General features: G+C 62.9%; 24 protein-coding genes and 2 tRNA genes. 14 read left to right on the top strand and 12 right to left on the bottom strand.

Features of this window, described 5'->3' with window-relative positions:
- Positions 1 to 74: 74 nt before the first annotated feature.
- The 4 genes from purB to purD form a co-directional block, all read right to left on the bottom strand.
- Positions 75 to 1,505: an adenylosuccinate lyase gene (gene purB, locus MHX66_RS08390; RefSeq protein ID WP_239202190.1), complete on the bottom strand. Its 1,431-nt coding sequence runs from the start codon at positions 1,503 to 1,505 to the stop codon at positions 75 to 77.
- A 29-nt stretch (positions 1,506 to 1,534) separates the two neighbouring features.
- Positions 1,535 to 2,194: a TrkA family potassium uptake protein gene (locus tag MHX66_RS08385; RefSeq protein ID WP_255717331.1), complete on the bottom strand. Its 660-nt coding sequence runs from the start codon at positions 2,192 to 2,194 to the stop codon at positions 1,535 to 1,537.
- Positions 2,187 to 3,551, bottom strand: coding sequence for a potassium transporter TrkG (locus MHX66_RS08380; RefSeq protein WP_239202188.1), 1,365 nt, complete (start codon positions 3,549 to 3,551; stop codon positions 2,187 to 2,189). Before MHX66_RS08380 ends, MHX66_RS08385 begins: the two co-directional genes overlap by 8 nt.
- Positions 3,552 to 3,625: 74 nt before the next feature.
- A complete protein-coding gene (gene purD / locus MHX66_RS08375) occupies positions 3,626 to 4,882 on the bottom strand; it encodes a phosphoribosylamine--glycine ligase (protein ID WP_239202186.1) in 1,257 nt (418 codons plus the stop codon).
- Between the two features lie 65 nt (positions 4,883 to 4,947).
- Here purD and MHX66_RS08370 point away from each other — a divergent pair, with 65 nt between their 5' ends.
- The gene (locus MHX66_RS08370) at positions 4,948 to 5,385 is read left to right on the top strand and encodes an HIT family protein (protein ID WP_239202184.1); all 438 of its coding nucleotides are present in this window, start codon (positions 4,948 to 4,950) and stop codon (positions 5,383 to 5,385) included.
- Positions 5,386 to 5,452: 67 nt separating this feature from the next.
- Positions 5,453 to 6,685, top strand: coding sequence for an alpha/beta fold hydrolase (locus MHX66_RS08365; RefSeq protein WP_239202182.1), 1,233 nt, complete (start codon positions 5,453 to 5,455; stop codon positions 6,683 to 6,685).
- A 30-nt stretch (positions 6,686 to 6,715) separates the two neighbouring features.
- Here MHX66_RS08365 and MHX66_RS08360 read toward each other — a convergent pair whose 3' ends face one another.
- The gene (locus MHX66_RS08360) at positions 6,716 to 8,317 is read right to left on the bottom strand and encodes a cell wall metabolism sensor histidine kinase WalK (protein WP_239202180.1); all 1,602 of its coding nucleotides are present in this window, start codon (positions 8,315 to 8,317) and stop codon (positions 6,716 to 6,718) included.
- 12 nt (positions 8,318 to 8,329) lie between these two features.
- On the bottom strand, positions 8,330 to 9,037 hold the full coding sequence (locus tag MHX66_RS08355; protein WP_035004640.1) for a response regulator transcription factor: 708 nt from the start codon (positions 9,035 to 9,037) through the stop codon (positions 8,330 to 8,332).
- A 263-nt stretch (positions 9,038 to 9,300) separates the two neighbouring features.
- Between MHX66_RS08355 and MHX66_RS08350 the strand changes: the two genes are divergently transcribed.
- A complete protein-coding gene (locus MHX66_RS08350) occupies positions 9,301 to 9,972 on the top strand; it encodes a L,D-transpeptidase (RefSeq protein WP_239202178.1) in 672 nt (223 codons plus the stop codon).
- A gap of 106 nt (positions 9,973 to 10,078) precedes the next feature.
- The gene (locus MHX66_RS08345; RefSeq protein ID WP_239202176.1) at positions 10,079 to 10,591 is read left to right on the top strand and encodes a GNAT family N-acetyltransferase; all 513 of its coding nucleotides are present in this window, start codon (positions 10,079 to 10,081) and stop codon (positions 10,589 to 10,591) included.
- A gap of 39 nt (positions 10,592 to 10,630) precedes the next feature.
- On the opposite strand, the gene MHX66_RS08340 is transcribed toward MHX66_RS08345, so the two are convergent.
- Positions 10,631 to 10,701: transfer RNA gene (locus MHX66_RS08340), tRNA-Gly, on the bottom strand.
- A 110-nt stretch (positions 10,702 to 10,811) separates the two neighbouring features.
- A tRNA-Thr gene (locus MHX66_RS08335) sits at positions 10,812 to 10,884 on the bottom strand.
- Between the two features lie 196 nt (positions 10,885 to 11,080).
- On the opposite strand from MHX66_RS08335, the gene MHX66_RS08330 reads away from it, so the two are divergent.
- The 5 genes from MHX66_RS08330 (at position 11,081) to otsB (ending at position 15,998) form a co-directional block, all read left to right on the top strand.
- Complete coding sequence (locus MHX66_RS08330; protein WP_239202174.1) at positions 11,081 to 12,673, top strand: threonine/serine exporter ThrE family protein; 1,593 nt, start codon at positions 11,081 to 11,083, stop codon at positions 12,671 to 12,673.
- Positions 12,674 to 12,743: 70 nt separating this feature from the next.
- Positions 12,744 to 13,127: a hypothetical protein gene (locus MHX66_RS08325; RefSeq protein WP_239202172.1), complete on the top strand. Its 384-nt coding sequence runs from the start codon at positions 12,744 to 12,746 to the stop codon at positions 13,125 to 13,127.
- 45 nt (positions 13,128 to 13,172) lie between these two features.
- Positions 13,173 to 14,639 carry a trehalose-6-phosphate synthase gene (locus MHX66_RS08320; RefSeq protein ID WP_239202170.1) on the top strand — a complete coding sequence of 489 codons (1,467 nt, stop codon included), beginning with the start codon at positions 13,173 to 13,175 and terminating at the stop codon, positions 14,637 to 14,639.
- Positions 14,639 to 15,121 carry an META domain-containing protein gene (locus MHX66_RS08315; protein WP_239202168.1) on the top strand — a complete coding sequence of 161 codons (483 nt, stop codon included), beginning with the start codon at positions 14,639 to 14,641 and terminating at the stop codon, positions 15,119 to 15,121. The genes MHX66_RS08320 and MHX66_RS08315 overlap by 1 nt, the downstream gene beginning before the upstream one ends.
- 4 nt (positions 15,122 to 15,125) lie before the next feature.
- Positions 15,126 to 15,998, top strand: coding sequence for a trehalose-phosphatase (gene otsB, locus MHX66_RS08310; protein ID WP_239202161.1), 873 nt, complete (start codon positions 15,126 to 15,128; stop codon positions 15,996 to 15,998).
- On the opposite strand, the gene MHX66_RS08305 is transcribed toward otsB, so the two are convergent.
- A complete protein-coding gene (locus MHX66_RS08305) occupies positions 15,963 to 17,072 on the bottom strand; it encodes a LacI family DNA-binding transcriptional regulator (RefSeq protein ID WP_239202160.1) in 1,110 nt (369 codons plus the stop codon). The two genes, otsB and MHX66_RS08305, sit on opposite strands and share 36 nt — an antisense overlap.
- 139 nt (positions 17,073 to 17,211) lie before the next feature.
- Here MHX66_RS08305 and MHX66_RS08300 point away from each other — a divergent pair, with 139 nt between their 5' ends.
- The 4 genes from MHX66_RS08300 to MHX66_RS08285 all read left to right on the top strand — a co-directional run bounded on the left by MHX66_RS08300 (position 17,212) and on the right by MHX66_RS08285 (position 21,630).
- Positions 17,212 to 18,258 carry a metal ABC transporter solute-binding protein, Zn/Mn family gene (locus tag MHX66_RS08300; RefSeq protein ID WP_239202248.1) on the top strand — a complete coding sequence of 349 codons (1,047 nt, stop codon included), beginning with the start codon at positions 17,212 to 17,214 and terminating at the stop codon, positions 18,256 to 18,258.
- Entirely contained in the window at positions 18,258 to 18,959 is a 702-nt protein-coding gene (locus MHX66_RS08295; RefSeq protein WP_070487275.1) for a metal ABC transporter ATP-binding protein, read from the top strand. Before MHX66_RS08300 ends, MHX66_RS08295 begins: the two co-directional genes overlap by 1 nt.
- Positions 18,956 to 19,894 (top strand): metal ABC transporter permease, encoded by a 939-nt coding sequence (locus tag MHX66_RS08290; protein WP_035007504.1) that lies wholly within the window; start codon positions 18,956 to 18,958, stop codon positions 19,892 to 19,894. Before MHX66_RS08295 ends, MHX66_RS08290 begins: the two co-directional genes overlap by 4 nt.
- Positions 19,895 to 19,980: 86 nt before the next feature.
- Complete coding sequence (locus MHX66_RS08285) at positions 19,981 to 21,630, top strand: carboxylesterase/lipase family protein (RefSeq protein ID WP_011273037.1); 1,650 nt, start codon at positions 19,981 to 19,983, stop codon at positions 21,628 to 21,630.
- A 52-nt stretch (positions 21,631 to 21,682) separates the two neighbouring features.
- Here MHX66_RS08285 and MHX66_RS08280 read toward each other — a convergent pair whose 3' ends face one another.
- Complete coding sequence (locus MHX66_RS08280; RefSeq protein WP_011273036.1) at positions 21,683 to 22,693, bottom strand: ABC transporter permease; 1,011 nt, start codon at positions 22,691 to 22,693, stop codon at positions 21,683 to 21,685.
- Positions 22,694 to 22,815: 122 nt separating this feature from the next.
- On the opposite strand from MHX66_RS08280, the gene MHX66_RS08275 reads away from it, so the two are divergent.
- On the top strand, positions 22,816 to 23,382 hold the full coding sequence (locus MHX66_RS08275) for a TetR/AcrR family transcriptional regulator (protein WP_255717329.1): 567 nt from the start codon (positions 22,816 to 22,818) through the stop codon (positions 23,380 to 23,382).
- A gap of 50 nt (positions 23,383 to 23,432) precedes the next feature.
- On the opposite strand, the gene rlmB is transcribed toward MHX66_RS08275, so the two are convergent.
- Together rlmB and MHX66_RS08265 are read right to left on the bottom strand one after the other, a co-directional pair.
- Positions 23,433 to 24,389 carry a 23S rRNA (guanosine(2251)-2'-O)-methyltransferase RlmB gene (gene rlmB, locus MHX66_RS08270; RefSeq protein ID WP_034971815.1) on the bottom strand — a complete coding sequence of 319 codons (957 nt, stop codon included), beginning with the start codon at positions 24,387 to 24,389 and terminating at the stop codon, positions 23,433 to 23,435.
- A 145-nt stretch (positions 24,390 to 24,534) separates the two neighbouring features.
- Positions 24,535 to 25,440 carry an Abi family protein gene (locus tag MHX66_RS08265; RefSeq protein WP_239202158.1) on the bottom strand — a complete coding sequence of 302 codons (906 nt, stop codon included), beginning with the start codon at positions 25,438 to 25,440 and terminating at the stop codon, positions 24,535 to 24,537.
- Positions 25,441 to 25,600 lie beyond the last annotated feature (160 nt).

Below are 25,600 nucleotides of genomic sequence, written 5' to 3'. Positions count from 1 at the left end.
TAGACAGTGTAGCCCTGTACCAGGCATTTGACTATTTGTGGCCGGAACTGTGCGAATCTTCGGCGTTTCCGCAGCTACAGAATCTCGCCCGGCGTGTAGGCAGCGGCCTCCGGGTGGCGGTTCTTAACTTCCTCGATGCGCGCCAGAACGCGGGACACCTGGGACTCGGCCGCGCCGATGAATGCGTGGCGATCCGCCAGAGCCTCCTCCAGCTGCGGTTCGTCCAGCGGGAAGCGGTCGTCACCGGCGAGGCGCTGCACCAGATCCTGGTCGCCACCGTTCTCGCGCATGTTCAGTGCCACCGCCACGGCGTGCTCCTTGATCAGCTCGTGGGCCGTCTCGCGGCCTACCCCGGCGCGCACGGCTGCCATCAGGATGCGCGTGGTGGCCAGGAACGGCAGGTAGCGCTCGAGCTCCCGGTCGATCATCGCCGGGAAGACTCCGAACTCGTCCAGGACGGTCAGGAAGGTCTCACACATGCCGTCGAAGGTGAAGAAGGCGTCCGGAAGAGCAACGCGACGAACCACAGAGCAGAACACGTCGCCTTCGTTCCACTGCGCACCGGCCAGGTCGGCGGCCATGGTCAGGTAGCCGCGCAGCAGGACCTGCATGCCGCCCACGCGCTCGCAGGAGCGGGCGTTCATCTTGTGCGGCATGGCGGAGGAACCGACCTGGCCTTCCTTGAAGCCCTCCGTGACGGTCTCGTTGCCCGCCATCAGGCGAATCGTCATCGACAGCGAGGACAGGGCAGCACCGATTTGCGCCAGGGCGCTCAGCGCGTCCATGTCCAGGCTGCGCGGGTAAACCTGGCCGACGGAATCGAATACGCAGGAGAAGCCCAGGTTCTCGGCGATGGTGCTTTCCAATTCCGCCAGCTTGGACTCGTCGCCGCCGACCAGGTCCAGCATGTCCTGGCTGGTTCCCATCGGCCCCTTAATGCCACGCAGCGGGTAGCGGCTCAGCAGGTCCTCGATGCGCTCGAGCCCCACCAGCAGCTCATCGGCGGCAGAGGCGAAGCGCTTGCCCAAGGTCGTTGCCTGGGCGGCCACGTTGTGCGAGCGCCCGGCCATCACCAGTGATTGGTTCTCCGCCGCGCGACGGCCGATGCGCGCCAGTACGGCAACGGCCTTGTCGCGGGCCAGCTGCAAGGAACTAAAGATCTGCAGCTGCTCCACGTTCTCCGTCAGGTCGCGGGAGGTCATGCCCTTGTGGATGTGCTCCTGGCCGGCCAGCGCATTGAATTCCTCGATGCGGGCCTTCACGTCGTGGCGGGTGACCTTTTCGCGCTCGGCGATGGATGCAAGGTCTACGTTCTCGATGACCTTCTCGTAGGCTACGATAGCCTCGGCCGGGACCTCCACCCCGAGTTCGGCTTGGGCCTTCATGACGGAGATCCACAGCTTGCGCTCCATGATGATCTTGTCCTCCGGGGACCAAATGGCGGTCATCTCCGGGGAGGCGTAGCGGTTGGCAAGGACGTTGGAAATATTTTTCTTAGCAGGCACGTCCCCGAGTTTATGCGTACCGCTGGCTTTTAGGAATCCGCGAACTTCTCCAGGTCCTTGATCCGCCCCGCGGCGATCACGAGGTCGCCGGAGCGAATCACGTACTCCGCCGGCGGAGTGGAGAAGTGCCCATCGGCCGAACGCACCGCGACGATGGCGATCCCCTGCGGGGTCTCCTCCACCTTGCGGCCGTGCATGCGCAGCGGGGGCGCCAGCTTTGCCATCGCAAAGTCGCGGTCGAACTCGATGTATTCCTGCACGTGGCCAGCGATCAGGTGCGCCACGCGCCGCCCAGTATCCCTTTCAGGTCGCACTACGTGGTGCACACCGATCTGTGTCAGGATCTTCGCGTGTTGCTGGTTGTCGGCCTTCGCCCAGACGTTGGGCACCCCTAGGTCCATCACGGCGGAAGCTGTAAGTAGTGACGCCCCCATGTCTGAACCGATGCCGATTACAACACGGTGGGCATCCTGCACCCCGAGCTGGCGAAGCGCATCCTGGTCGGTGGTTTCGGCGATGACCGCGTGCGTCAGTAGCGGGGCGGCTTTCGTCACCACAACTTCGTCCACGTCGATGCCCAGCACCTCCACGCCGGACTGTACGAGCTCTTCGCCGAGGGCCATGCCGAAGCGGCCCAGACCGATGATGACGACGGGAGGGTTGGTTGGGTGGGAAAAGAGCTTAGCCAATGAACGGCCTTTCTACTGGGTAGGAATAGAGGCGTTGGTTAGTGCGAGCGGCCAGAGCCGCCACCACGGTGATGGGTCCGATACGCCCGAGGTACATCAACACGACCAGCCAAAGTCGGGCGAAGTCCGGAAGTTCCGGGGTGATGCCGGTAGTCAGGCCCACGGTGGCGAAAGCGGAGATGGTCTCGAAGGTGATTTGGTGGGAATCGTACTGCGGCAGCAAAAGCTGCAGCGCCATGATGGATCCGCCTACCAGCAGGAAGGCCATCATGAACACCGCCATGGCTTGGCGGACGATGCGGCTAGGAATGCGCCGGCCGGCGACCAGGAGCTGATCGTCGCCGCGAACCTCCGCGATCAACACCGCCACCAGCACCGCGGCGGTCGTCACCTTCACACCACCCGCAGTGCCGCCCGAGCCGCCGCCTATGAACATCAGGAAGTCCGTCAGCATCAGCGAAGATGGGCGCAGCTCCGTCAGATCCACCGAGTTGAAGCCGGCCGTGCGGGAGGAAACAGAGTGGAAGAACGCCGCCTGCAGCGCCGATAGCGGTGTGAGGTCGCGCAGGGCGTTGGTCCACTCCATCAGCGCGAAGCCGACCGTACCCACCACCAGCAGGATCGCGGTGCCGGTGAGCGTGAAGATCAAGGTCAGCGATGGCGGGTGCTTCACCTTCGAACGCCACCGCGCCCGCAGTTCCAGCAGCACGGGGAAACCCAGGCCGCCTATGACGATGCCGGCGGCGATGGGCAGGATGATGCCCGCGTCATTGACGTAGGGAATGAGGTTATCGGAGCGCAGTCCGAAGCCAGCGTTGTTGAACGCGGAGATCGCGTGGAACGTACCCTCCCACACCGCCGGCAAGAAGCCGTAGCCATAGCCAGAGGCGAAGCGGAAGGTCAGCACGATGGCTATCACCAGCTCAACCGCCAGGGAAAAGCCGATGGTGCCGAAGATGATGGTGCGGATTTCGCCGAGGTTCCTTCCGCGTTGCTCCGCGGCGGCGCGCAGGCGCCCTTTGACGCCCATCTGTCCGGCCAAAACGAAACTCACTACCGTGGCGAGTGTCATGATGCCGAGGCCTCCGACCTGGATCAGCAGCATGATGACGACCTGCCCGAAATGGGACCAGTAGGTCGCGGTGTCCACGACACTGAGGCCGGTCAGGCAGGTGGCCGAGGTGGCGGTGAAAAGAGCGGTGGTGAACTCCGGGCTCTCCGGCCCGCTGCGGGATATGGGCAACAGCAACAGCGCTGTACCTGCGAGGATAAGCAGCAGGAAGCTTACGGAAACCAGCTGCGCGGGGCTAAAGCCTTGCCAGCCCCGCCGGCGACTTTCGCCTGGGTGTGCAATCACAAGTCGATACTTTAAACCTATTGCACCCCGCGCGGTACCCTTATGCGCGAGTTTTTCTCACAACATCTCGGGCACTAGATGGAAATGCGGCCCTCAACTGCGGGAAGGGCGACGTCGGAGCGGTAGTGCGAACCTTCCAGCTGGATGCCCTGCAGGGTCTCATAGGCCTGCTTACGTGCCTCTGCCAGGGTGGCGCCGGTGCCGATGACGTTCAGCACGCGGCCGCCGGAGCTCACCAGCTGACCATTCTGTTCCGCCACGCCCGCGGCCAAAATGCCGCGGGATTCGTTGCCCGGCTCCGCGCCGACAACCGGCTTACCGGTAACCGGGCTGGCCGGGTAGTTCTCGGCGGCTAGCACGACAGTCAGCGCGTAACCGTCCTCCCACTCCAGCGGCGGAAGCTGGTCCAGGGTGCCGGTCGCCACAGCATTCAGCACCCCACCCAGCGGGGTCTTCAGCTGGCGCAGCACGGGCTGAGTCTCCGGGTCGCCGAAGCGGCAGTTGAACTCCACTACGGCCGGGCCTTCGCTGCCCCATGCCAGACCTGCGTACAGCAGGCCGTTGAAGGGCACGCCCTCGGCGACCATCTGCTTGGCCACCGGCTCCACGACCTCGGTCACGATGCGCTGCACGCCGTCTTCCGGCAGCCACGGCAGCGGGGTGTAGGCGCCCATGCCGCCGGTGTTTGGGCCCTCGTCGTTGTCCCCTACTCGCTTGAAATCCTGCGCGGGCAGCAGCGGCACCACGGTCTCGCCATCCACCAGGCAGAACAGGGAAACCTCGGGGCCGTCCAGGAAGCTTTCCAGCAGCACCGGGTTACCGCCTGCGTGCACGGCGTGGATGTGCTCCAGGGCTTCTGCTCGGTCGACTGTGACCACCACACCCTTGCCGCCGGCCAGTCCATCGTCCTTGACAACGTAGGTTGGGCCGAATTTGTCGAGGGTGGCGTCAATAAAAGAATCACTAGACCCGACAGGTACAGCGACGGCATCGGCGGTGCGGACCTGCGCCTTGGCCATGATGTCCTTCGCAAAGGCCTTCGAGCCCTCGATCTGTGCGGCGGCGGCCGACGGGCCGAATACGGCGAAGCCCGCCGCGCGCAGCTCGTCGGCAACCCCGGCGACCAGCGGGATCTCGGGGCCGATAACAACCAGATCCGCCTCGATCTCGCGGGCCAGGGCCACCGGATCGCCGTCCGGGTGCAGGGTGGCCACGGCCGTCATGCCGGCGTTACCCGGGCTGACGTGGACCTGTTCGACGGAGGGATCCAGGGACAGAGAATAAGCCAGTGCGTGCTCGCGGGCACCGCTGCCGATAACAAGAATGCGCATGGTTCCCCAGTCTAGCGAAGCCAACCCCTGCCACCAGATACATTTAACGCGCTAACATCGGCAGCATGGCTACGGTATTCACGAAAATCCTGAACGGCGAGATCCCCGGGCGCATCGTCTACCGCGACGAAACCGCGGCGGCGTTTTTGACCATCGAACCCGCGGCATACGGCCACACGCTGGTCGTGCCGATCGAGGAGGTCGATCGCTGGACCGATATGGATGCGGCGACGTGGGCTCACTGCAACGAGGTCGCGCAGCTGGTGGGCAAGGCCATCGTCGAGGCTTTTGACGCCCCCCGCGCCGGCTACCTGATCGCTGGATTCGAGGTGCCACACGCCCACATCCACATTTTCCCGGCTTCCGACATGTCCGGCTACAGCCTGCAGAACGTGATGCGGATGGACGAGACGGATCCGGAGAAGATGGATAAGTCGGCGGCTAAGATTCGCCAAGCGCTGCAGGCTCAGGGTGTAGACGAGGCGAAGATCCCCTCCGCTTAAAAACTTGAAAGTTTAGAGCCCAGCCCCCCCCCTTCTTTCGTTTCATTGTCATTGCGGTGGATAACCAGTGGAAAACGACAACGACAACAACACCGAAAGCCCCCACAACGCTGACGACGTGCTTGCCCCCGAGGTCGCCCCAGAGCCCGACCCAGAACTCGACCTAGAGGAACTAGCCGAGGTCGATCCCCCGGCGGGTGCAGCCGTGGCAGAGAGCTTCAAGGACCCCGATAGCTTCGATAGCTACGACGGCTACGGCAACTATCGCAGCGACTCTTCGGACGATGATTACGATCCCGCCAACGCGGGCGACGTCATCGGCCCCGAACCCGATATCCGCAGCTGGCTTAGCCGCCTTGGCAGCGGCATGGCCAGCAGTATTTCCATCACCGGGCGCTTCCTCTGGGACATCCCGGGGCGCATGACTCGCCCGCAGTTGCCCCAGCTGCAAGGCGCCATCCCCGACCCGCCACTGGGCGCCCGCCAAGTCTCCCCCGGTTACGCCGATGATCTCTGGCAGGCCCGCCCCACCATCGACCGCCCGTATCCGGTGATCCTCATCCACGGGACGATCAGCTCGAAGAACGTGTGGCAGAACCTGGTTCTGCGCTTGCGGGACGACGACTTTGTGGTGTTCAGCCCGGACTACGGCGTACACGGTACGCAGGATATTCCGACCTCCGCCCAGGACGTCGGCGCTTACATCGAGCAGGTGCTGGCCGCCACTGGCGCGGAGGCTGTGGATATCGTGGGGCATTCTCAGGGTGGGCTGCTGGCCCGCTATTGGATCAACGAGCTCGGCGGCGAGGATTACGTCCACCACCTCATCACACTTGGCGCTCCGCACCAGGGCACCACGCTCATGGGCATGTTGGGCGGCATGTTTACCACGGACATGAGCCAGCGCGTGGCGGCCGCCACCATTCGGCGGGTCTTCGGCGCGGCGGGCATGCAGCAGGTCATCGGTTCGCCGCTGATGGAAACCCTGGCGGCCTCCCCCGAAACTCGCAACCACATTCGCTACACCTGCTACGCCACCCGCAACGATGCCACCGTGGTGCCTCACGAAAATGCCTTCTTGGGTGACCGGCAGCCCACCATCCCCAGCGACCACACCACCTTCCAGCTCGAGGACGGCCATTCAAACGACACGGGCGAGGCCATCATCACGAACTATTTCCTGCAGGACTTGGGCGTGTCCAAGTGCAAGCACGAGGAGCTGCCAACGAACCCGGACGTGCAGGACATCGTCCACCTGGCGCTCCTCGACGGCTTGGAGGAAGACGATACAGAAGCGTAGGCGGGGCGGCCTCACATGCCCCGCGGGGCGCTATTCCACCTCGGTCGCTTCGGGCAACTCGATCCGGAAGCGCGTTCCCTTGCCTTCCTCGCTGTCCACGGAGACCGTGCCGCCGTGGACCTCCACCAGCCCCTTGACGATCGACAGCCCCAGCCCCGAGCCGCCCGAAGCGCGGGAGCGCGAAACGTCCGGGCGGTAGAACCTTTCAAACAGGTGCGGCACATCTTCAGCCGGGATGCCCTGGCCGTTGTCCTCCACGTCCACGATCACGTTGCCGTCGCGCTTATCCAGGCGCAGCTTCACCTCTGCGTCTTCGCCCGCGTGCCGCAGCGCATTGGTCACCAGGTTGCCCAGCACCTGGTGCAGGCGGTTCACGTCGCCGATGACGATCGGCACGTCCCCGGTTTCGTTGACGACCTGCACCGTGCGGTTCGGGAAGCCGGCCCGCGCCGACTCCGCGGTTTCGAGTACCAGTTCCAGCATGTCCACGCGGTTCTTCGCCAGCGGTCGCCCTTCGTCCATGCGGACCAGCGCGAGGAGGTCTTCGACCAGCAGACTCATGCGGCCAGCCTCTTCAGAAATACGGTCGATGACCATGGGGGCGTCATCAGTAGCACCCGATTGGTACAGCTCCGCATAGCCGCGCACCGACGTCAACGGCGTGCGCAGCTCGTGCGAAGCATCCCCGATGAAGCGGCGCATCGATGCCTCGGAGCGGCGTGCCTGCCTTTCCGAAGCGCCAATGGCGACGAACGCCGTTTGGATCTGCGCGAGCATCTTGTTGAGCGCCTGCGAAAGCCGCCCGACCTCTGTGTTGGGCCGCCAGTTCGGCACGCGCTGCCCGAGGTCGCCGTTCGAAATTTTTGACGCCGTCAGTTCCACCTCGTTCAGTGGACGCAAAGCGCGGCGCACCAGATACATCGATGCCAAGATGACGAACGCGACGACCGTCAGGCCGATCACTGCCTGCAGCAGCACGAGGCGGGAGATAATGTGCTCTTCTTCGGCCAGAGGCAGGGCGACGATCGTGATGGTGCCGTCATCATTGCGGAAACTGGTGGCGCGCCAGCTGATGTGCGTTCCGGAATCCTCGCGCGAACCGACGGTCACAGGCATGGTCGGCTGGCCCAGACCGCGGATCTCGGGGCGGGCCTTCAACGGGGAGTTGAAGTACTCATAGGAGACCTGGTCGTCGACCACCAGAATGTAGAAATCGCTGGGCGGGCGGGTAACACCGGTGACGGGATTCGGCGGCTGCTGGAGGTTCAGCACACCGAAGCCTTCCGACCCCAAAGCGCTGCTGTCGCTCCCGCTTGGCGCGCTCTGATCTTCAGAATTGCCGTCGGCGAGGCCGGATCGGTGGGCCCAACCGTTTGTCGCCTGATCCAGCTGCTCGTCAACCCTTTGAATGAGGAAACGCTGCAGGGTGGTCGTCACGGAAACACCGGAGACCGTTAGCCCCATGGCGACCAGCACCGCGATCACCACGACCAGGGAGATGCGCAGCGGATAGTGAGACAGAAAATGCCCAGGATGGCCGGAGCGGACGGGGACGGCGGAGCCTACAGCAGGCGCCTCAGACACAGCGGGCTCAGCAGACTCAGGCGCGCCGGTGTTATCAGCGTTGGACATAGGAATCAGGTTTTAGCTGCGGGGCTTACGCAACACGTAACCCACACCGCGGACGGTCTGGATGAGGTGTGGCTCTTCCTTGTCGATCTTGCGGCGCAGGTAGGAAACATAGGACTCGACGACGTTGCCGTCGCCGCCGAAGTCGTAGTTCCACACGTGATCCAGGATCTTCGCCTTGCTCAGCACAACCTCGGCGTTGACCAGCAGGTAGCGCAGCAATTTGAACTCCGTGGGCGATAGGTCGACGATCTCGCCGGCCTTCGTGACCTCGTGCATGTCGTCATCCAGAGTGATGTCCTCGTAGGTGATAAGGCTGGATTCCTGCTCTTCCTCGGAAGACACACGGCGCAGGATCACGCGCAGTCGGGTAATGACCTCTTCCAGGCTGAACGGCTTGGTCACATAGTCATCGGCGCCGATGGTCAGGCCGTGGATTCGGTCCTCCACACCATCCTTTGCGGTAAGGAAGAGCGCCGGGGCATCGTGGCCTGCGGCGCGGAGCTTGTTGAGGAGGGTGAAGCCATCCATGCCGGGCATCATGACATCCAGGATGAAAGCGTCCGGTTGGTAGGTTTCCGCCAGCGCCAGCGCGTCTTGGCCGTTGTCGGCCGTTTCCACATCAAACCCCTGAAACTTCAGGCTTACCTTAAGGAGGTCAGAAATATTGGCCTCGTCGTCGACGACGAGAACCTTCACCGGCTGGGTGTTAGGCATTGTCATGCACCTCATTGTGCTGCAGAGAATTAGCGTCTATCTGCATGATAGCTGGATGTTTCCTGTGAACCCTGTAGCGGTTTCCCACCACGGCATGCCACCACGGAATACCAACGCGGAAAACTCTCGAAACTGTCTTCCTGCCTCCACGCGCCAACTACCGCGCCAACTTCATTGCCCTCGAAAACTGCAGTGGTTCTGGAAAGAATCTAGGAATTAACTCGTGATTCAGTGCACATACTCCCGGCGCAACCCATTAAGCTGTGCCTATGACGAAATCCAACTCTCACTCCCTCCGCCGCCGCCTCGCCGGTGTCGGTGTCGCAACCATGATGGCTGCCTCCCTGGGCACCGGCGCCGCATCCGCCGCTCCTCTGGGCTCCTCCCAGCAGGACATCAACAACTTCGTTCTGGGCGCCCGCGATAACGTCCACAACAGCACCCGTGGTCTGCCAGAGCCCGCACGCGGCCAGATCAACCGTGCGGCCGACGACGCCGCTAACTTCTTCGCCCCAGGCGCTCTGGCCGCCCGCGAGCGCGCCAACAAGCCCGCCCCGCGCCCGGCTCCGAAGCACCGTCCCGCTCCGCGCAACACTCAGTGCCCTGCTCAGGCCCGCGGCTGCGTTAACCTGCGCAACCAGACTGCTTGGCTGCAGCGCGGCGGCAAGACCAGCTACGGCCCGGTGAAGATCTCCAGCGGCAAGCGCGGCTACGAGACCCCGAAGGGCTGGCACGTGATCACCCGCAAGGTGAAGAACGAGGTTTCCCGCACCTACGGCAACGCCCCGATGCCCTACTCCGTGTACTTCACCAACAACGGCCACGCCTTCCACCAGGGTGATCCGAACGTGATGTCCCACGGCTGCATCCACCTGGCTTCCCCGCACGCCAAGAATTTCTTCAACGCGCTGAACGTCGGCGACCGGATCTACATCTACTAAGGTTCAACAGCACTAGGGTTCACCAGCCTCTTCACCCCAACCCCCAGGGCAAGCGCCGCACCGGAGCAGCTTCGCCCTGGGGGTTGCTTTCGCTACGCTTACTCCTATGACTTCTTACAAAGAAAACCCTGAACTATTCACCTTCCGTCGCGCGGTCGAAGCCGACCGCCCATTCATCCACAAGATGAACGCTGAGACGGATACCTGGGGCGATCCGAACAAGGAATACTCGGACACCTTCGACGAGGACACAATCTTCTACGTGGATGGCTGGACCGAGGGACAAGGTGGCGTCATCGTCGAAGAAAACGGCGAGTCTATCGGCGCAGCATGGCTGCTCGACTCTACGGAAGAAAACCACGGCTACGGCTACGTTTCCGCCGAATATCCGGAGGTGGCGATCGCCATGGCGCCCGGCAACACGGGCAAGGGCCTGGGCACGAAGCTGATGCAGGCAGTGCTGGACCAGGCGAAGGCCGACGGCAAGCCGGGCGTAAGCCTGTGCGTCGTCTTCGGCAACGACCGCGCGAAGCACGTCTACGAGAAGATCGGATACGTCGAAAAGGGCGTGGACGAGGCCGAGCACGCGCACGTGATGCTGTACACGTTCGACAGCTAGCTCCCCCTCACTAGCTGACCCCACGGCGAGAAAAATTTGAGCCGGCGACGAGAATCGAACTCGCACTCTCAGCTTGGGAAGCTGATGTTCTACCACTAAACTACGCCGGCAGTTCCAGCACACGGGTTGCATAGGTGCAGTCCCTAGCGTGCTGTCGAATACTCTAGCACCAGGGGTTCCGCCGCCACGAAAGGCGGGCGAGCTCCCCAGGCGCGAGGTGAGCTGGAGACGAGACTTGAACTCGCAACCTACGGTTTACAAGACCGTTGCGCTACCGATTGCGCCACTCCAGCACTGATCCACCATTTAAAAGCGAGCTTTAGCAACCGGCGACAGCCGGGGCGCACCCGCAGGCGATGGACTTTCCAAGCCTAGCAAGCCACACCTGCGAAAAGTAAAACTTCCCTGCTGCACCCCATCTCACCTGGGGGAACAGGCTCTTGTGAAATCTCCCTAGCCCCGATGTACGGTGTGGGAGTGTCTAGTTTCATGTCGAAGGCATTGAGGAAGGGCTCTGACCTGCTGTTTTCCGGCAACAGGGCAACGATCGATGCTATCCGCTTAGCACCGCCGCCATCTCCTTTGGCGCCGGTGGATCTTTCCGATCCCGTGAAGATCCACGCAGTGATGGACCTGGCCAGCCGCATCGGCGACCAACTCCTCACCGCGGGCACCAGCAATTCGGATGCGAAGGCGCAGATCCGAAGCATCATGAGTGCCTACGGCCTGAACAATACGCACGTCGACATCACGTTGAACACGATCTACGTCTACTCGCGCTTCAACGAAAACACCCCGCCGACGAACATGTTTCGCGTAGTGCGGCAGCTGTCGACGGACTTTTCCCGCATCACAGAGGTCGACCGGCTCATCCGCTCGATCGTCGCGGGCGCCACCCCCTTGGAGATGGCGCAGAAGATCCTCTTCGACATTGAAACTTCCCTGCTGCCCTACCGCAACCGCTATGCGCTGGCCAGCTGGGGCGGGTTCGCCGCTGCCGTCGCGCTGCTGCTCGGTGGTGGTTGGGCCGTGGCGATTGTCGCAGGCATCACCACGATCTTCACCATGTTCGCCAACGCCTGGTTGGCCTCGAAGTCCCTGCCGCTGTTCTTCCAGAACGTTCTCGGCGGATTCGCGGCGGTGATCCCGGCGGCGGTGACGTATTCGATTGCGGATCGGATCGATTTCTACCTGCCGCCCTCGTTGATTATTGGTTCTTCTATTGTCGCCCTGCTCGCAGGATTGACGCTGGTTCAGGCGCTACAGGACGGCATAACGGGCGCCCCGGTGACCTCCGCGGCACGTTTCTATGAGACAGTTCTGCAGACCGGCGGCATCATCACCGGCATTGCTGCCGGTATTCAGACGATGGCCGTTATGGGGATTACCCTGCCGCCGTTGGATACGACTCATACCTCGGGTGTGCTGGGGTCGGTGACCATTCAGATCATCTCGGGCGCTGTGGCCACGGCATTCTTCTGCAGCGCCTGCTTCTGCGAGCGGCGCGCCACCGTGGTCGCCAGCCTGACGGCTCTAATCGCCTCGCTGGCCCTGTTCAGCGTGACGAACGTACTCAACTGGCCCGGCACCTTCGGCAACGCTATGGCCGCCCTGGTCGTCGGCCTGGCCGGTGGTCTGCTTTCCCGTCGCTACATGATTCCCCCGCAGATCACCGCTGCCGCGGGCATCACCCCGTTCCTGCCCGGCCTGGCGCTGTACCGGGGCATGAGCTCCGTTCTCAACGACCAATTCGTCGTCGGTATGTCCAATCTGGGCCTCGCCCTCACAACCGCCACCGCGCTGGCCGCAGGCGTGGTGCTGGGCGAATGGATCGCCCGCCGCATTCGTCGCCCCCGCATCCTGCACCGCTACCAGCAGTTGCGGCGCCCCCGCGTGGATCCCCGCCGGACGAACCAGAACAAGCCCCGGATGGGCGCCGACGGACGGGTGCGCCAGCCCCTGCACTGGCGTAGGCGCCGCAAGAGCGCGTCGAAGAGTACGTGGCAGCTGGATAGCGAGATGCGCGCGGCAGAGGGCGAAGAACAGCCCGAAGACCACCCGGCGGGCACGAGCGAACACTAAATCGCGTAAAATATTTAAAGTTGAGACTTAAAGTTCCGTACGTCGACTTTGTAGAAATGGGGTCAGGCTCGTGCCTCCGAAGGTCACCGACAACCGTTCCGCCAACAATGAATCCCTGCACGCGGTAGAAGCGGAAACCGCACAGGCAGCGCAGCGCATCGTCGCGACCTTCTCCGAGGACTTCCTCGACGCTGCAACGCTAATGTGCATGCTGGGCGTGGAGCCGGAGGGTCTGATCCACCGCCGCGTGGTTGCCGAGCTCGAGGAGGCGGAGCAGGAGGCCAAGAGGTCCACCCGCAAGACCACCAAGAAGGCTGCAAAGAAGACGGCCAAGAAGTCGACGAAGAAGACGACTAAGAAGGCCGCAAAGAAGTCTACGAAAAAGACCACCAAGAAGGCCGCAAAGAAAACCACTAAGAAGACGGCGAAGAAAGCTACCAAGGCTAGCGAGTAGCACGTAGCGAATTACCGCCTAACTGCACCGACACGGGTGATACACATGCAGTCCGATTTTCTGGTTGTCGCCAATCGCCTTCCCGTCGACCGCAACGTGGATGGCTCCACCGGGGAGGTCACGTGGGTTCCTTCTCCGGGTGGGCTGGTCACTGCGCTGAAGCCGGTGCTGGAATCCAACCGCGGCGCGTGGATCGGCTGGCCGGGGGCGACGGACAAGGTCGCGGCCGAGGATATGCCCGCGCCGGAGGAAGCCGGTATCCAGATGGTTCCGGTGAACCTGGACGCACAGGATTTCGCGCAGTTCTACGAAGGGTTTTCCAATGCCACCCTGTGGCCCCTGTACCACGACCTGATCGTGCATCCCACCTACGATAAGCGCTGGTGGGAGCGCTACCAGCAGGTTAACCAGCGCTTTGCCCAGGCAGCTGCCGATACGGCCGCGCAGGACGCAACCGTCTGGGTGCAGGATTATCAGCTGCACCTGGTTCCCGGGCAGCTGCGCGAACTACGCGACGATGTCTGCATCGGCTTCTTCCTGCACATCCCCTTCCCCGCCCCGGAGCTATTCCGCCAGCTACCGTGGCGCCGCCAGGTGCTCGACGGCACGCTGGGCGCGGACGTGGTGGGCTTCCACACCCAGGATTCCGCGCGGAACTTCATGGTGGCGCTGCGGGCTATGGACTATTCGGTGCAGATCATGGACGATTCCGAGTCCGCGAACTTCCTGCGCGGCGCCCGCCTGCCGGAAGAGGCGCAGGTGGTCGGCACCGTCACGCTGGATTCCGGCCGCCAGGTCAAGGTGGGAGTGTTCCCTATTTCCATCGACTCTGCGAAGGTAAACGCGCAGGCCAACCAGCCGGACGTGCTGGCCCAGGCCAGCGACCTGCGCGCCCGGCTGGGCAACCCGAAGGTGCTGATCGCGGGCGTGGATCGGCTGGACTACACCAAGGGCATCCAGCACCGGCTGGAGGCCATCGAGTTCCTCTTGGACTCCGGCCGCCTGGCTCCGGAAGACGTGGCAATGGTGCAGGTCGCCACCCCGTCGCGCGAACGGCTGGATGATTATCGGCGCACCCGCCAGCAGGTGGAGGCCATCGTTTCCCGCATCAACGGCAACCACGGCAGCCTGGGGCGCTCGCTGATCCACTACATGCACTCCGGCCTGCCGTTCGAGCAGATCGTGGCGCTGTACACCGCGGCAGACGTCATGCTGATCACCCCGCTGAAGGATGGCATGAACCTGGTGGCCAAGGAGTATGTGGCCTGCCACTCGGACGGTTCGGGCGCGCTGGTGCTCTCGGAGTTCGCAGGCGCGGCCACACAGCTGGTGCAGGCGTACCTGTGCAATCCGCACGATGTCGATTCCATTGCCGACGCGCTGCAGCTGGCCATCGAGGACGAGCCCGCGAATAAGATTCGCCGCATGCGCCAGATGTGGGAGCACCTGCAGGATCACGACGTAAACCGTTGGGCCGATGCGTTCTTGCAGCAGCTGCGGGAGGTTGAATAATGCGTCGTGCCACTACTTTCCTCGCACTGGGTTTGAGCGCTGCAACCGTGGCCGGTCTTTCGGCATGCTCTGATCCGGAGGCGCCGCTGGGCAACTCCCAGTGGCAGGTTTCGGCGATCTACGATTCGGACGTGCGTGGCGGCCTGTTGCCGGAAGCCCAGCAGGGCCGCAGTTACTTGATCTTCGGCATGGAATCGCTAAACGGCGCCAGCGGCTGCATCCACTTGACCGGAAACGTGGAGTGGAAGGACGAGTCCATACACATCACCGACTTTTCCTCCTCCCGCATCGACGGCGCCCAATGCCTGCCGGGCGACGAGGACACTGCCGACCGCCTGAAGTCCGTCCTCAACGACCAAGACCTCACCTACACCCGCCCTTCCGATAATTCGCTGAAGCTGCAGCAGCCCGCGCCGGAGGACAAGCAGGATTGGCAGTCCGTCCCGGCAGTTGAGTTCATTAGCGGTCCGCAGGAGGATTAGGCGCATGGATGGTTCGTTACTGCCCTTTCTTTCTGACGCCGACCTCTCCGACCTGGCCGCCACCCCAGACTTACTGGTAGCGATGGATTTCGACGGCACCCTAGCCCACTTCTCGGACGAGCCCACGGGCGTGCATGCCGTGCCGGGTGCGATGGAGGCCCTGAAGGGGCTGGCGGAGCTGCCGAACACGGTGGCGATGGTGATTTCCGGGCGCAACTTGGAGCAGCTTGCACATGCGACGATGCTGCCGGTGCACGGCCCGGTGCGCCTGGTCGGCAGCCACGGCGCGGAACCCGCCGCCGGTGGCACAGCGAACCTAAGCCCGGAGCAGCAAGCCTGGCTGGGCGAGCTGCACTCCCACGCGGAGTCCATCGCCACTGAGCACGAGGGCGCATGGGTGGAGGTCAAGCCCCTGGCGGTGGGGCTGCACACCCGCCTGGTGCCGGATAAGCAGCTGGCCGCACAGTTGAATCAGCGCCTGGCGGACTTCGCCGCCACCAGCGAATTATCCCACGTGACATGGGGTAAGGACATCCTGGAAGTCGCGGTGGATAAGACCACCAAGGGCTCCTACATCGAGGATTTCCGCCGCGCCTATGCCCGCCAGCACGGCCGGGAACTGCGGGTGCTGTTCGCGGGGGATGACACGACGGACGAGACGGCGCTCTCCACGCTGCACTACTCCCCTGCTGCAGACTCCCCCGCAGACTCCGCGGGCGTTGACGACACCCCGCCGGCCACCGCGCCCGCCCCGGACGTCGGCATCCGCGTCGGCGGCGGCGAGACCTCCGCCACGCACCGCTTGGACACCCCGGAGGACGTCCGGGACTTCCTGCAGGATCTACTGCGGCGCCGCGACGGACGTTCCGCGGATTAGCTCAGTCTCCAGCAGCACGCTCGGCGCCGCCGCTCGGCGGGCGGGCTTGGCCGGGTTTTCGCTCAACCGCTGTTCGATGAGCTCGGAAAGCATATTGCCGCTCTCCAGTCCCTTGTCTTTGCTGGGTTGGCGGACGGTTGTGATGTGGGCGTCAAAAGCTTCGGGAATACCGTCGAAGCCCGTAACAGAGAGCTGGCCTGGTACGTCGATCCCCTGCTCAGCTGCGTAGCGCACCACCCCGAGAGCCTGCGAATCGGTGGTGCAGGCGACGGCGGTGAGCTCGGGGTGGTTGGTCAGCAGCTCCTGGGCGGCTTCATAGGCGGTCTGGGGATTGTTGATGTGCCGCTCGACGATGGGTGCGTCCGAGATCCCGGCCTCCTCGAGCACGTCCAGGACTCCCAGCACTCGCGAGCGCTGTACGTGCATGTGAGCGGCCTGAATGCGTTCGTCGCTCACCGGGCCGTTGTTCGGGGTGCGGTCCAGGCGGATACACAGCACACCGATGTGGCGGTGGCCTGCGTCGACGAGTTCGCGAATAGCGGGCTTGATGGCCTCGCGGTCGTCGATGCCCACGAAGGGGTCACCCACTGCGGCGGGCTGGTCGCACACCACGGTCGGCAGACCACGGTTTCGGACGGCGGCCAGGTACGGGTCGTCGACTGCCACGGAATAGACGATGAATCCGTCCACGCTGGCCTGGTTCACCAGCTGTGCGGGGCGGTCGGCGGTGGGGTTATCGTCCACGCCCGCCGGGATCAGCAGCATGGAGGCGTCCATCGCCCCGCAGCTCACCGACACACCGGAGACGAACTCCAGCGAGGCCTGATCCTCGAACGCATAGGGCAGCTCTTCGGTCAACAGCACGCCGATCGCCCCTGCCCGGCGCGTGCGCAGCGAGCGTGCCATCGGGTCCGGCCCTGGGTAGCCGACCTTCGCCGCGACGTGCAGGATCTTGTCGCGCAGCTCGGGCGAAAGCTGGTCCGGGCGGTTGTACGCATTGGACACCGTGGTGCGCGAAACGCCCAGTTCGGCCGCAATGGAGGCCAAGGTGCCGCGCCGTGCTGGTCTGTTCATTCTCTTAAGGGTAGTCGCCGGCCCTTCCTTCTTGGGGGTTGACGCCACCTTCTCCGGGCTGTCGTGGGGTTCCGTAGAAGATTCAAACTTAATATTGACGATCGTTTTCGTGACCACTAACCTCGGAAGAATGAAGAAAATGGTTGCCAATATCGCAGCAGTGTTCAGCATCGCAACGTTGGCGTTGGGCGTAACCGCCTGCGCCGGCGGCTCCGAGGATTCCGCCGCCGACGGAGACAAGATCAAGCTCGTCGCCTCCACATCCATCTGGGGAAGCATCGCGGAAGACATCACCGAGGGTCACGATGACGTCGAGGTGACCACCATCCTCAGCAGCAAGGACGACGACCCGCACGAGTACGAGGCCACTGCCCGTGACATCGCGGCGGTTAAGGACGCGGACATCGTAGTCGCCAACGGCGCGGGCTACGACAACTGGCTGACCGACAACGTGGAGGAGGGCACTCCGCTGGTTACGGCTCAGCCGCTGGCCGAGGCGCACCACCACGGCGATGGCCACGGTGACGAGGGTCACGACCACGAGCACGGACATGACCACGAGCACGGCGAAGATGCCGGGCACGATGAACACGAGGGTCACGACCACGAGCATGGCGACGAGCACGATCACGAGGGGCACGACCATGAGCATGGTGACGAGCACGGTCACGAGGGGCACGACCACGGTGGAGCCAACCCCCACGTCTGGTTCGACCTGGACGTCGTCTCTGAGTTCGAGCAAAAACTCTCCGCCGAGCTGCACAAGCTCAACTCCGACATCCCGGAATCCAACGAGGACGTCACTAAGAAGACCGACGAGCTGAAGCAGCGCATCGAGAAGCTGAGCGGCAAGAACGTCATCCTCACCGAGTCCGTCGCCGCCGAGCTGGTGGACGATTCCGAGCTGAAGGACATCACCCCGGAGGGCTTTGCCCACTCGGTGAATAACGAGTCCGAGCCTTCCGCCGCAGATCTGGCGGCCACCCGCCAGCTGATCACGGACAAGAAGGCCGACATCCTCATCACCAACGAGCAGTCGGAAACCCCGGCTGCCGAACAGCTGACCGACGCAGCCAAGGAAGCTGGCATTAAGGTAGTAAACGTCAACGAAACCCCCGATGAGGGTCAGGATTACTTCGAGTACGCCGATGCCCTGATCAAGCAATTGGAGGATGCAACCAAGTAATGGTTCTCGCTCTCCGCGAAGCGGCAGTCGAACCCCTCTGGCGCGACCTCAACCTCGAGGTCGCGCCAGGGGAGTTTTTGGCTATCTTGGGGCCCAACGGAGTGGGAAAATCCACCCTGCTGAACGTCGCCCTCGGCACCCGCAGACTCAGTCGCGGCAGCGTCAAGGTGACGGACAAGCTGGGATACATCCCCCAGCAGAGGATGTTCGACCCGACCATTCCGCTACGCGCGAGAGATCTGGTTGGCCTCGCGCTCGCAGCGGGCGTCATAAAGAATAGGCGACCGAAGAAAGCCCAGATCGACGCGGCGCTGGAAGAAGTAGGCGCGACCGGCCTGGCCAATCGGCGGGTCGGCGAGCTATCCGGCGGGCAGCAACAGCTGATCCGGCAGGCGCAGGCGATGGCGCAGGATCCGGAGCTGCTGCTGTGCGACGAGCCGCTGCTTTCCCTGGACCTGCGCGCGCAGAAGAAGACCGTGGAACTGCTGGATCGCAGGCGGCGGGAGCACGACACGGCAATCGTGTTCGTCACCCACGGCATCAATCCGATTCTTAACGTGACCGACCGGGTGCTATACCTCGCCCCGCACGGCCACACGATCGGCACGGTGGACGAGGTAATGAACAGCGAGACGCTCTCCCGCCTGTACCAAACGGACGTGAAGGTAGTGAACGTAGACGGAAAGCTGGTGGTCGTATGAGTAGCCAATTTCAGACCGGCGACTGGTGGGAGGACACCCTCGCGCTGCTTTCGGTGGACTTCGTGCAGAACGCACTGCTGGCGGCCCTGCTGCTGGGCATCGTCTCTGGCGCGATCGCCCCGCTGATCGTGATGCGGAAGATGAGCTTCGCCGCGCACTCCACCGGCGAGCTGGCGCTGATGGGCGCCGCCGCCGCGCTGCTGTTCGGCTTTAGCGTGAGCTGGGGCGCGCTGATCGGCGCGGTGCTGGCCGCCGTGGCGCTGACCGCGCTGGGGCAAAGGGAGCAGGACGCCATCGTGGCGGTGATCTTGAGCTTCGGCATGGGTCTATCCGTGCTGTTTATCTACCTCTACCCAGGCAGGTCTTCCGCCGCGTTTAGCCTGCTAACGGGCCAAATTGTGGGCGTGAGCTCCGCGTCGCTGGGCATCCTGGCTGTACTGGCCGTGCTGGTGGTGGTGACGATGGCGTTGCTGTGGCGGCCGCTGCTGTTCGCCACGGTGGATCCGGTGCTGGCCGCAGCCTCGGGTGTGAAGGTGCGCACGTTGGCGCTGGTGTTCGCCGCGCTGATCGGTGTGGTGGCCAGCCAGGGCGTGCAGATCGTCGGCGCCCTGCTGTTGATCGCGCTGCTGATCACGCCCGGCGCAGCAGCGGTGAAGGTGACCAGCAACCCGGTATTGGCAGTGGTGCTGTCGGGCGTTTTCTCCGTGGTGTCGGCGGTCGGCGGGCTGGTGGCATCGCTGGCGCCGGGGCTGCCGGTTTCGGTGTTCGTGACTACCTTGAGCTTTGTGATCTACCTGATCTGCCGCGGGATCGCGTGGATGCGTTCCCGGAATGTGCAGGCGGATGCGGTGCGAGCGCGGGAGTATTCGGCTGCTGGCGAGTCGATCTCGAAGCAAACCAGCAACGAGGCCGCAGGTCACGCGCACCACGCCTAGAACAACCGGGTGCGTAAAGCGCATAAAAAATAAGCACTGCCCCCGGAAGAGGGCCAGGGGCAGCGCGGCTCGTTAAGGTAGCACTTGTGATTACCGAGACGACTGCGAACTCACAACCCACCAACCCTTGGATCGTCCGCACCACCACCGGGCTAGTTAAAGGCCACGCGGAAACCGGCGTGACCGCCTTCCGTGGAATCCCCTACGCCGAAAAGCCCACCGGGAAGCGCCGCTTCCGCCGTGCCGAACCCATCGCCCCGTGGGAAGGCGTGTTCAACGCCGCCACCTCCGGCGATGCGTGCTCGCAATACCGCCCGGCGCGCAAGTCCGCCGGCAACTGGGAGGGCACGGAGGATTGCCTCTGGCTGAACGTGGTCGTTCCCCGCCCGGCGGACTCACCTACCCCAGCCATCGACCCGGAAGCCGGCCGCCCGGTGGTGGTCTACTTCCACGGCGGGTCGAACATCCACGGCTCGGCGAACAAGCCCCTGCTTTCCGGCGAGTACTTCGCCCAGGCCATCGATTGTGTGTACGTGGCCGTGAACTACCGCGTGGGCATCTTTGGCCAGCTGGCTCTGGGCGAAGGCACGCATACACCGGAGGGCATGGATAGCAACGCGGGCCACTCCGACCTGCTGACGGCACTGCGCTGGATCCACGACAACGCCCGCGCTTTCGGCGGCGATCCCGACCGCGTAACCATCATGGGCGAATCCAGTGGTGGCTCCATGGTCACCGCACTGATGGCCACCCCGTCCGCGAAGGGTCTGTTCAGCGCGACCATCGCGCAATCCCCCGCCCCGATGATCGTCCACACCCGCGCGAATGCGAGGTATTGGACGGACTTCGCCGCCCGCTGGCTGCACCGCATGCGCGCGGAAGAATCCCTGCCGATGGACCAGCGCACCCCGGTTCGCCAGGTCCCACCGGAGCTCAGCGACGAGGAGCTTGCAGCCGCCACCGAAGACCTGCTTACCGCCGAGCACGCAATTCTGGGTCGCCTCTCGGACGAGATCGTGCGCTTCCACGCGGACAATCCGATCTCCAAGGCCGGCCCGTTTGCTCCGGTTATCGACGAGGACCTGCTGCCGGAGCACCCCCTTTCCCCCGGTGCGATGATGGATGTGCCAATGCTGATCGGCACGAACCGCAACGAGTACGACATGATGCACCTGGAGCCGAAGCGTAGCTCCATGCAGTACACGCGCACGCGCACGTTCGCCCACGCGATTTCCGGCGCCGATGCTCAGGCCGCCAACATCCTGGAGCAGCACTACGGTGGCCCGAAGTCCCGCAAGCTCAAGGGGCGTTTCTTCGGCGATGCGCTGTTCACCGGCCCCTCCTGGTACTTGGCGCAGAATCACCCGAGCGACCGGGCGTGGGTTTACCGACTGGATACCACTACCCCGTTCCTGCGCTATTCCGGCATGGGCGCGATGCACGCCCTGGATCTGCCGATCCTCTTCCAGCGCTATGACCAGGACAAGGGGCGCATTGCCGTGCTACTCGGTGGCCGTGACGAGATGCGCGCCACCACCGTCGCTATGCAGTCGCGGTGGAGGCAGTTCGTGCACTCTCACGACCCCGGTTTTGATCCTTATTCGCTGGGCTTCGCCACGCAGGTTTTTGACGCCCACTTCCCCACCGGCGAGGAAACCATCTACGACCCACAGCCCGAGTTGCGGGAGGCGTGGGCGCAGGTTCAGTGGGATAAGCAGGAGGAAATGTTCGGCTAGCGCGAATTATTGGCTAGCGCTGGAGCCGGCTACGGCTGGGACGAAGGGGGCGTCACTTAGTAGCGCGACGCTTCCGCCACGAAGCCAGAGCGACCATGCCCACGCCGAGCGCGACCCAGCAGAACAAAACAACCACCGCGTGGGTAATGCCGTGGCCATCGAAGTAGGCGACAGAGCGCACGGCCGTTCCTGCTGCGCCGATGGGTAGGTACTGGCCGAACCAGCCCCAGGGGCTAGGCAGCCACTGCCAGCCTGTCGCTATGCCGGACAGCGGGTTGGAAACAAACAGAGTGATGATCGCGCCGATGCCCAGACCTGCGCCGCCGAGCAGGGATTCCATGCCGAGTACGAACATCGAGGTACCGGCGATACCCAGCGCGAGGATTCCCGCCAGTTCAAGATAGTTTCCGTCGAACAGGTCATATCCGAACTGCATGATCGCACCGAGCACCAGACCGGCCAGAATGGAGAACACGGCTGCGCCGACCACCCGGCCCCAACGACGCCCCTTGAGCCCGAAGGTCAGCAGCGCGGCCGAGGCCATGCCTCCGAAAGCCAGCGGCAGGGCAAGGGTATTCAGGCCGATTCCGTTCGGGTCGCCTTCGGGTAGCGGGGCGACGTCCTCCACGGTGACCTTCTGTCCCTGCTGCTTCATACCATCGGCAAGGCCGGTCATGATCTGTTTGAATGTGGAACCGGCGCCGCTAGCGATGGTGACGACGGTGCCATCCTTGCCGATAGTGATGCCGCCGATCGCTTCGCGTTCCAGGACCTTCGTTTTTACCTCGTCTGGATTGTCGTAGGCGGTGACGTCGAAGGCGCCGGGCTGCTTCTGCTCGAGCATTCCCTCAACCTTCTGGACTGCAGGCGCAGGGCCAGAAACCGCAAGAGGCAAATCTTCCGGACCGGAGTTCATGCTCGGGGTGAGGAACGCCAACAGCATCAGAGTGATAATTCCCGTGAGGGCAACGACGATGGCGGCGAGGCGACCGTTGCCACTGCGCTCAGAAGCCGGAGGCGCTTGGGTTGGTGGATTCTTCTGTGCATCTACAGCGTTGGACATTGGGTTTCCCCTTTCTGAGACCCATAAAGCGGAACGTTGTGTTCCGTTTTAACAAAATGGATCATAACGTTCCGTTTAGATAAAATGCAAGCGATAGAGCAACAAATTGCGAAAGGTTGGCTATGCGCGCGAACGCACACGAGAACAGGCAGGCAATACTCATTGCAGCTTGGAGGATGTTTTCCACCGTCGGGATCGACGTTTCAATGCGCACTATTGCCAGCGAAGCCGGCGTGGGCATCGGCACCCTCTACCGCCACTTCCCCACCAAGCAGGACTTGCTGACGGGGCTTTTCGACTACGGGCGCGAGCGCCTCATCGACATCATCGACCGCCACACGGCGGGATGGGAGAACGCTCAACAAGCCACCGAAGCGTGGAGCAGTTTCGTCCATAGCGTCGCAGAGCTCCAGCTGGGAGCCATCGCCACGCAGGTAGTGCCGACCATTGTGGAAAACTTGGACTTTGAGGCAGACCTCGTCCCTCGAATGAACGAACTGATGGAACAGTTAGAAAGGGTGCTTCACCGTGCACGCCGCTGGAACCTCCTCAGAGAGGACGTGGACGCATTACATTTCCACCTCGGCCTGGCGGCAATCACCCGCCCGCTGCCAGACACAGCTCAACAGTTCGTACCCGATTACCAGCCCTGGCTCGTGGAGACATACATTCGAGGACTTAAGCCTTAGAAACTAGAAGCCCCTGCTGAGGAATCCGCAGAGGCGAAGACGAGGGGGCGTCACTTAGCAGCGCGACGCTGGCGGGCGAACTCGCTGAGCACCACGCCCGCAGCGACCGACGCATTGAGGGATTCCACCCACTTGGCCATGGGGATCGACATGATCGTGTCGCAGGTCTCCGAAACCAGGCGGGACAGCCCCTTGCCCTCCGAGCCGACGACGATGACGGTCGGGGTAGTGCCGTCGTAGGTATCGAGGGTGTGGTCGCCGCCGGCGTCCAGGCCCACGACCTGGTAGCCGGCCTGCTGGAGCTGCTTCAGGGAACGCACCATGTTGGTGGCCTTTGCCACGGGCAGGCGCGCGGCCGTGCCAGCGGAGGTGCGCCAAGCAACGGCGGTAACTGAGGCGCTGCGGCGCTCCGGGATGATCACGCCGTGGCCGCCGAATGCCGCTACGGAGCGGATAACCGCACCGAGGTTGCGCGGGTCGGTGATGTTATCCAGCGCGATGACCAGACCGGGCTGGGGTGCAGAGGCAGCCTGCTGAATCAGGTCTTCTACCTGCGTGTACTGGTAGGGCGGGATCTGCAGGCCAATCCCCTGGTGCATACCGTTGCCGGTCATGCGATCCAGCTCGGCGCGGGAAACCTCCAGCACAGAAATGCCTCGGTCGGCGCAGGTGTGGACGGCCTCGGCCAGGCGCTCGTCGTTCTTGGTGCCCTCCGCGACGTACAGCGCGGTGGCGGGGACCTTGGCGTGCAGGCACTCGATCACCGGGTTGCGGCCGACCACCAGCTCCACCTGGTTCTCGTCCTTTGCGAAGCGGTCGTGCGCACCAGATGCCCGGCGCTTGGCGGCCTGCTTGCGCTTGTAAGCGGCGTGGTAGACGCGATCCTCCGCCTTCGGCGTGGCCCCTTTGCCCCGCAGGCTGCGGCGCCCCTGGCCACCGGAGCCCTTGGTTGCGCCCTTCTTGTTCTTCTTGCGCACGCCTCCGCTGCGCTGGGTGTTGCCCGCCACTGTGATTGCCCCTCTACGTGGTCGATTACGAGCGATTGTGTATCGCTTTCGTTTTACCCGCCCATCCTATCGCTAGGTTCGGCGGATGTACTATTCGCTGCCACAATGCATCGGCTTTCGTGACCGATCATTTCCCCCTCATCCCCTAAAGGCCCTGCCCGTTCCACGTTCTAGGAATCCCTAACTGGGATCTTTTGACAAGCGGGTTCGCGAGAAAATCATCTAGCAGAAGGCCACAGATCTTTTGTGGCCAAGACGTTCCTGGAGAAACCGTATTTAGGATCTGCGACATTACAACCAAAGAACCAAATATTTTTACACTCTGACACTCTGGAAGGTTTCGTAACGGAATATAGTTCCGAAAGACAGAAGTTGGCGCTGGAGGGAATGCGTTGTTCCACACACGACCATGATGAGCGCATGTATTCCGTAATACCGTTAGCTGCTCTAACCATGCAGCTAAATGATGACGTTTCTCCATCTTTTTCTTTTGATTGGAACTAAGCTCTGCCCAGTCAAAAAAGATTCCAATTCTCCCAGCAATAGCCATCTGATCAGCCAAATTGAGACCACTATACAAGGTCGAAGCGTCCGTAAAATCCATAGCTTCGGCTACCACCCACAGTGGATAACGGCCACCATAAGCCACGCTATAGTGCCTTATACTTTCGCTTCTTTGCTCAGCTCTAGATAAGCGCCTAAAAATAGTTGCGATCCACTCTAGATGATTAAATTTCTCCCGAAAGGTCGAAGCATCTAGATACACTAGGGGATCTCTCTCCACACGCAGGCAAAGCTGCTCAATAAGCTGCGCACGAAGCGCCACCTCCACCCTTTCCATTCCATCGTGGATCAACGTGCGAAGTTTCCGATCCGCTTCGTATAGTGCTACGACATCTTCAAACCTCGTCTTGTTACGAAACCGACGCGGTTTTCCACCTGTTTGTGCCTTCCCTTCCACCGACTCTCGAGCTACATACCAATAGCTACTAAGACGGTGATACCCCACGCTGCCGACCCACTGATTGAACTGAGTCTCGTCGACATCCATCCCCAAAGCGCGCAGGTGTTCAAGCTGCTCTTCCCTATCTGTGGGTTAAGTGACAAAAAGTGTGTCTGATTTTTCAGCATATCTGCTGATCAGACTATGTAAACCGGGCTTGAATAAGGTTCCAAACCTTATTCGGGCCCGATTTTCCTTCAATCCACCG

Source organism: Corynebacterium sp. ACRPH, from assembly GCF_022347285.1.
Lineage (GTDB): Bacteria > Actinomycetota > Actinomycetes > Mycobacteriales > Mycobacteriaceae > Corynebacterium.
The sequence above is the reverse complement of the archived record's forward strand: the minus strand, read 5'-3'. Positions and strand labels throughout refer to the sequence as shown.

What these genes read in the sequence shown, in the direction of transcription:
- MHX66_RS08300 (WP_239202248.1), top strand. Translation starts at nt 17,212, where the DNA reads ATGGTTGCCAATATCGCAGCAGTGTTCAGCATCGCAACGTTGGCGTTG.
- MHX66_RS08345 (WP_239202176.1), top strand. Translation starts at nt 10,079, where the DNA reads ATGACTTCTTACAAAGAAAACCCTGAACTATTCACCTTCCGTCGCGCG.
- MHX66_RS08295 (WP_070487275.1), top strand. Translation starts at nt 18,258, where the DNA reads ATGGTTCTCGCTCTCCGCGAAGCGGCAGTCGAACCCCTCTGGCGCGAC.
- MHX66_RS08360 (WP_239202180.1), bottom strand. Translation starts at nt 8,317, where the DNA reads ATGTCCAACGCTGATAACACCGGCGCGCCTGAGTCTGCTGAGCCCGCT.
- MHX66_RS08320 (WP_239202170.1), top strand. Translation starts at nt 13,173, where the DNA reads ATGCAGTCCGATTTTCTGGTTGTCGCCAATCGCCTTCCCGTCGACCGC.
- MHX66_RS08290 (WP_035007504.1), top strand. Translation starts at nt 18,956, where the DNA reads ATGAGTAGCCAATTTCAGACCGGCGACTGGTGGGAGGACACCCTCGCG.
- MHX66_RS08350 (WP_239202178.1), top strand. Translation starts at nt 9,301, where the DNA reads ATGACGAAATCCAACTCTCACTCCCTCCGCCGCCGCCTCGCCGGTGTC.
- MHX66_RS08370 (WP_239202184.1), top strand. Translation starts at nt 4,948, where the DNA reads ATGGCTACGGTATTCACGAAAATCCTGAACGGCGAGATCCCCGGGCGC.
- MHX66_RS08275 (WP_255717329.1), top strand. Translation starts at nt 22,816, where the DNA reads ATGCGCGCGAACGCACACGAGAACAGGCAGGCAATACTCATTGCAGCT.
- purD (WP_239202186.1), bottom strand. Translation starts at nt 4,882, where the DNA reads ATGCGCATTCTTGTTATCGGCAGCGGTGCCCGCGAGCACGCACTGGCT.
- MHX66_RS08305 (WP_239202160.1), bottom strand. Translation starts at nt 17,072, where the DNA reads ATGAACAGACCAGCACGGCGCGGCACCTTGGCCTCCATTGCGGCCGAA.
- MHX66_RS08330 (WP_239202174.1), top strand. Translation starts at nt 11,081, where the DNA reads ATGTCGAAGGCATTGAGGAAGGGCTCTGACCTGCTGTTTTCCGGCAAC.
- MHX66_RS08355 (WP_035004640.1), bottom strand. Translation starts at nt 9,037, where the DNA reads ATGACAATGCCTAACACCCAGCCGGTGAAGGTTCTCGTCGTCGACGAC.
- MHX66_RS08280 (WP_011273036.1), bottom strand. Translation starts at nt 22,693, where the DNA reads ATGTCCAACGCTGTAGATGCACAGAAGAATCCACCAACCCAAGCGCCT.
- otsB (WP_239202161.1), top strand. Translation starts at nt 15,126, where the DNA reads ATGGATGGTTCGTTACTGCCCTTTCTTTCTGACGCCGACCTCTCCGAC.
- MHX66_RS08315 (WP_239202168.1), top strand. Translation starts at nt 14,639, where the DNA reads ATGCGTCGTGCCACTACTTTCCTCGCACTGGGTTTGAGCGCTGCAACC.
- MHX66_RS08265 (WP_239202158.1), bottom strand. Translation starts at nt 25,440, where the DNA reads ATGGATGTCGACGAGACTCAGTTCAATCAGTGGGTCGGCAGCGTGGGG.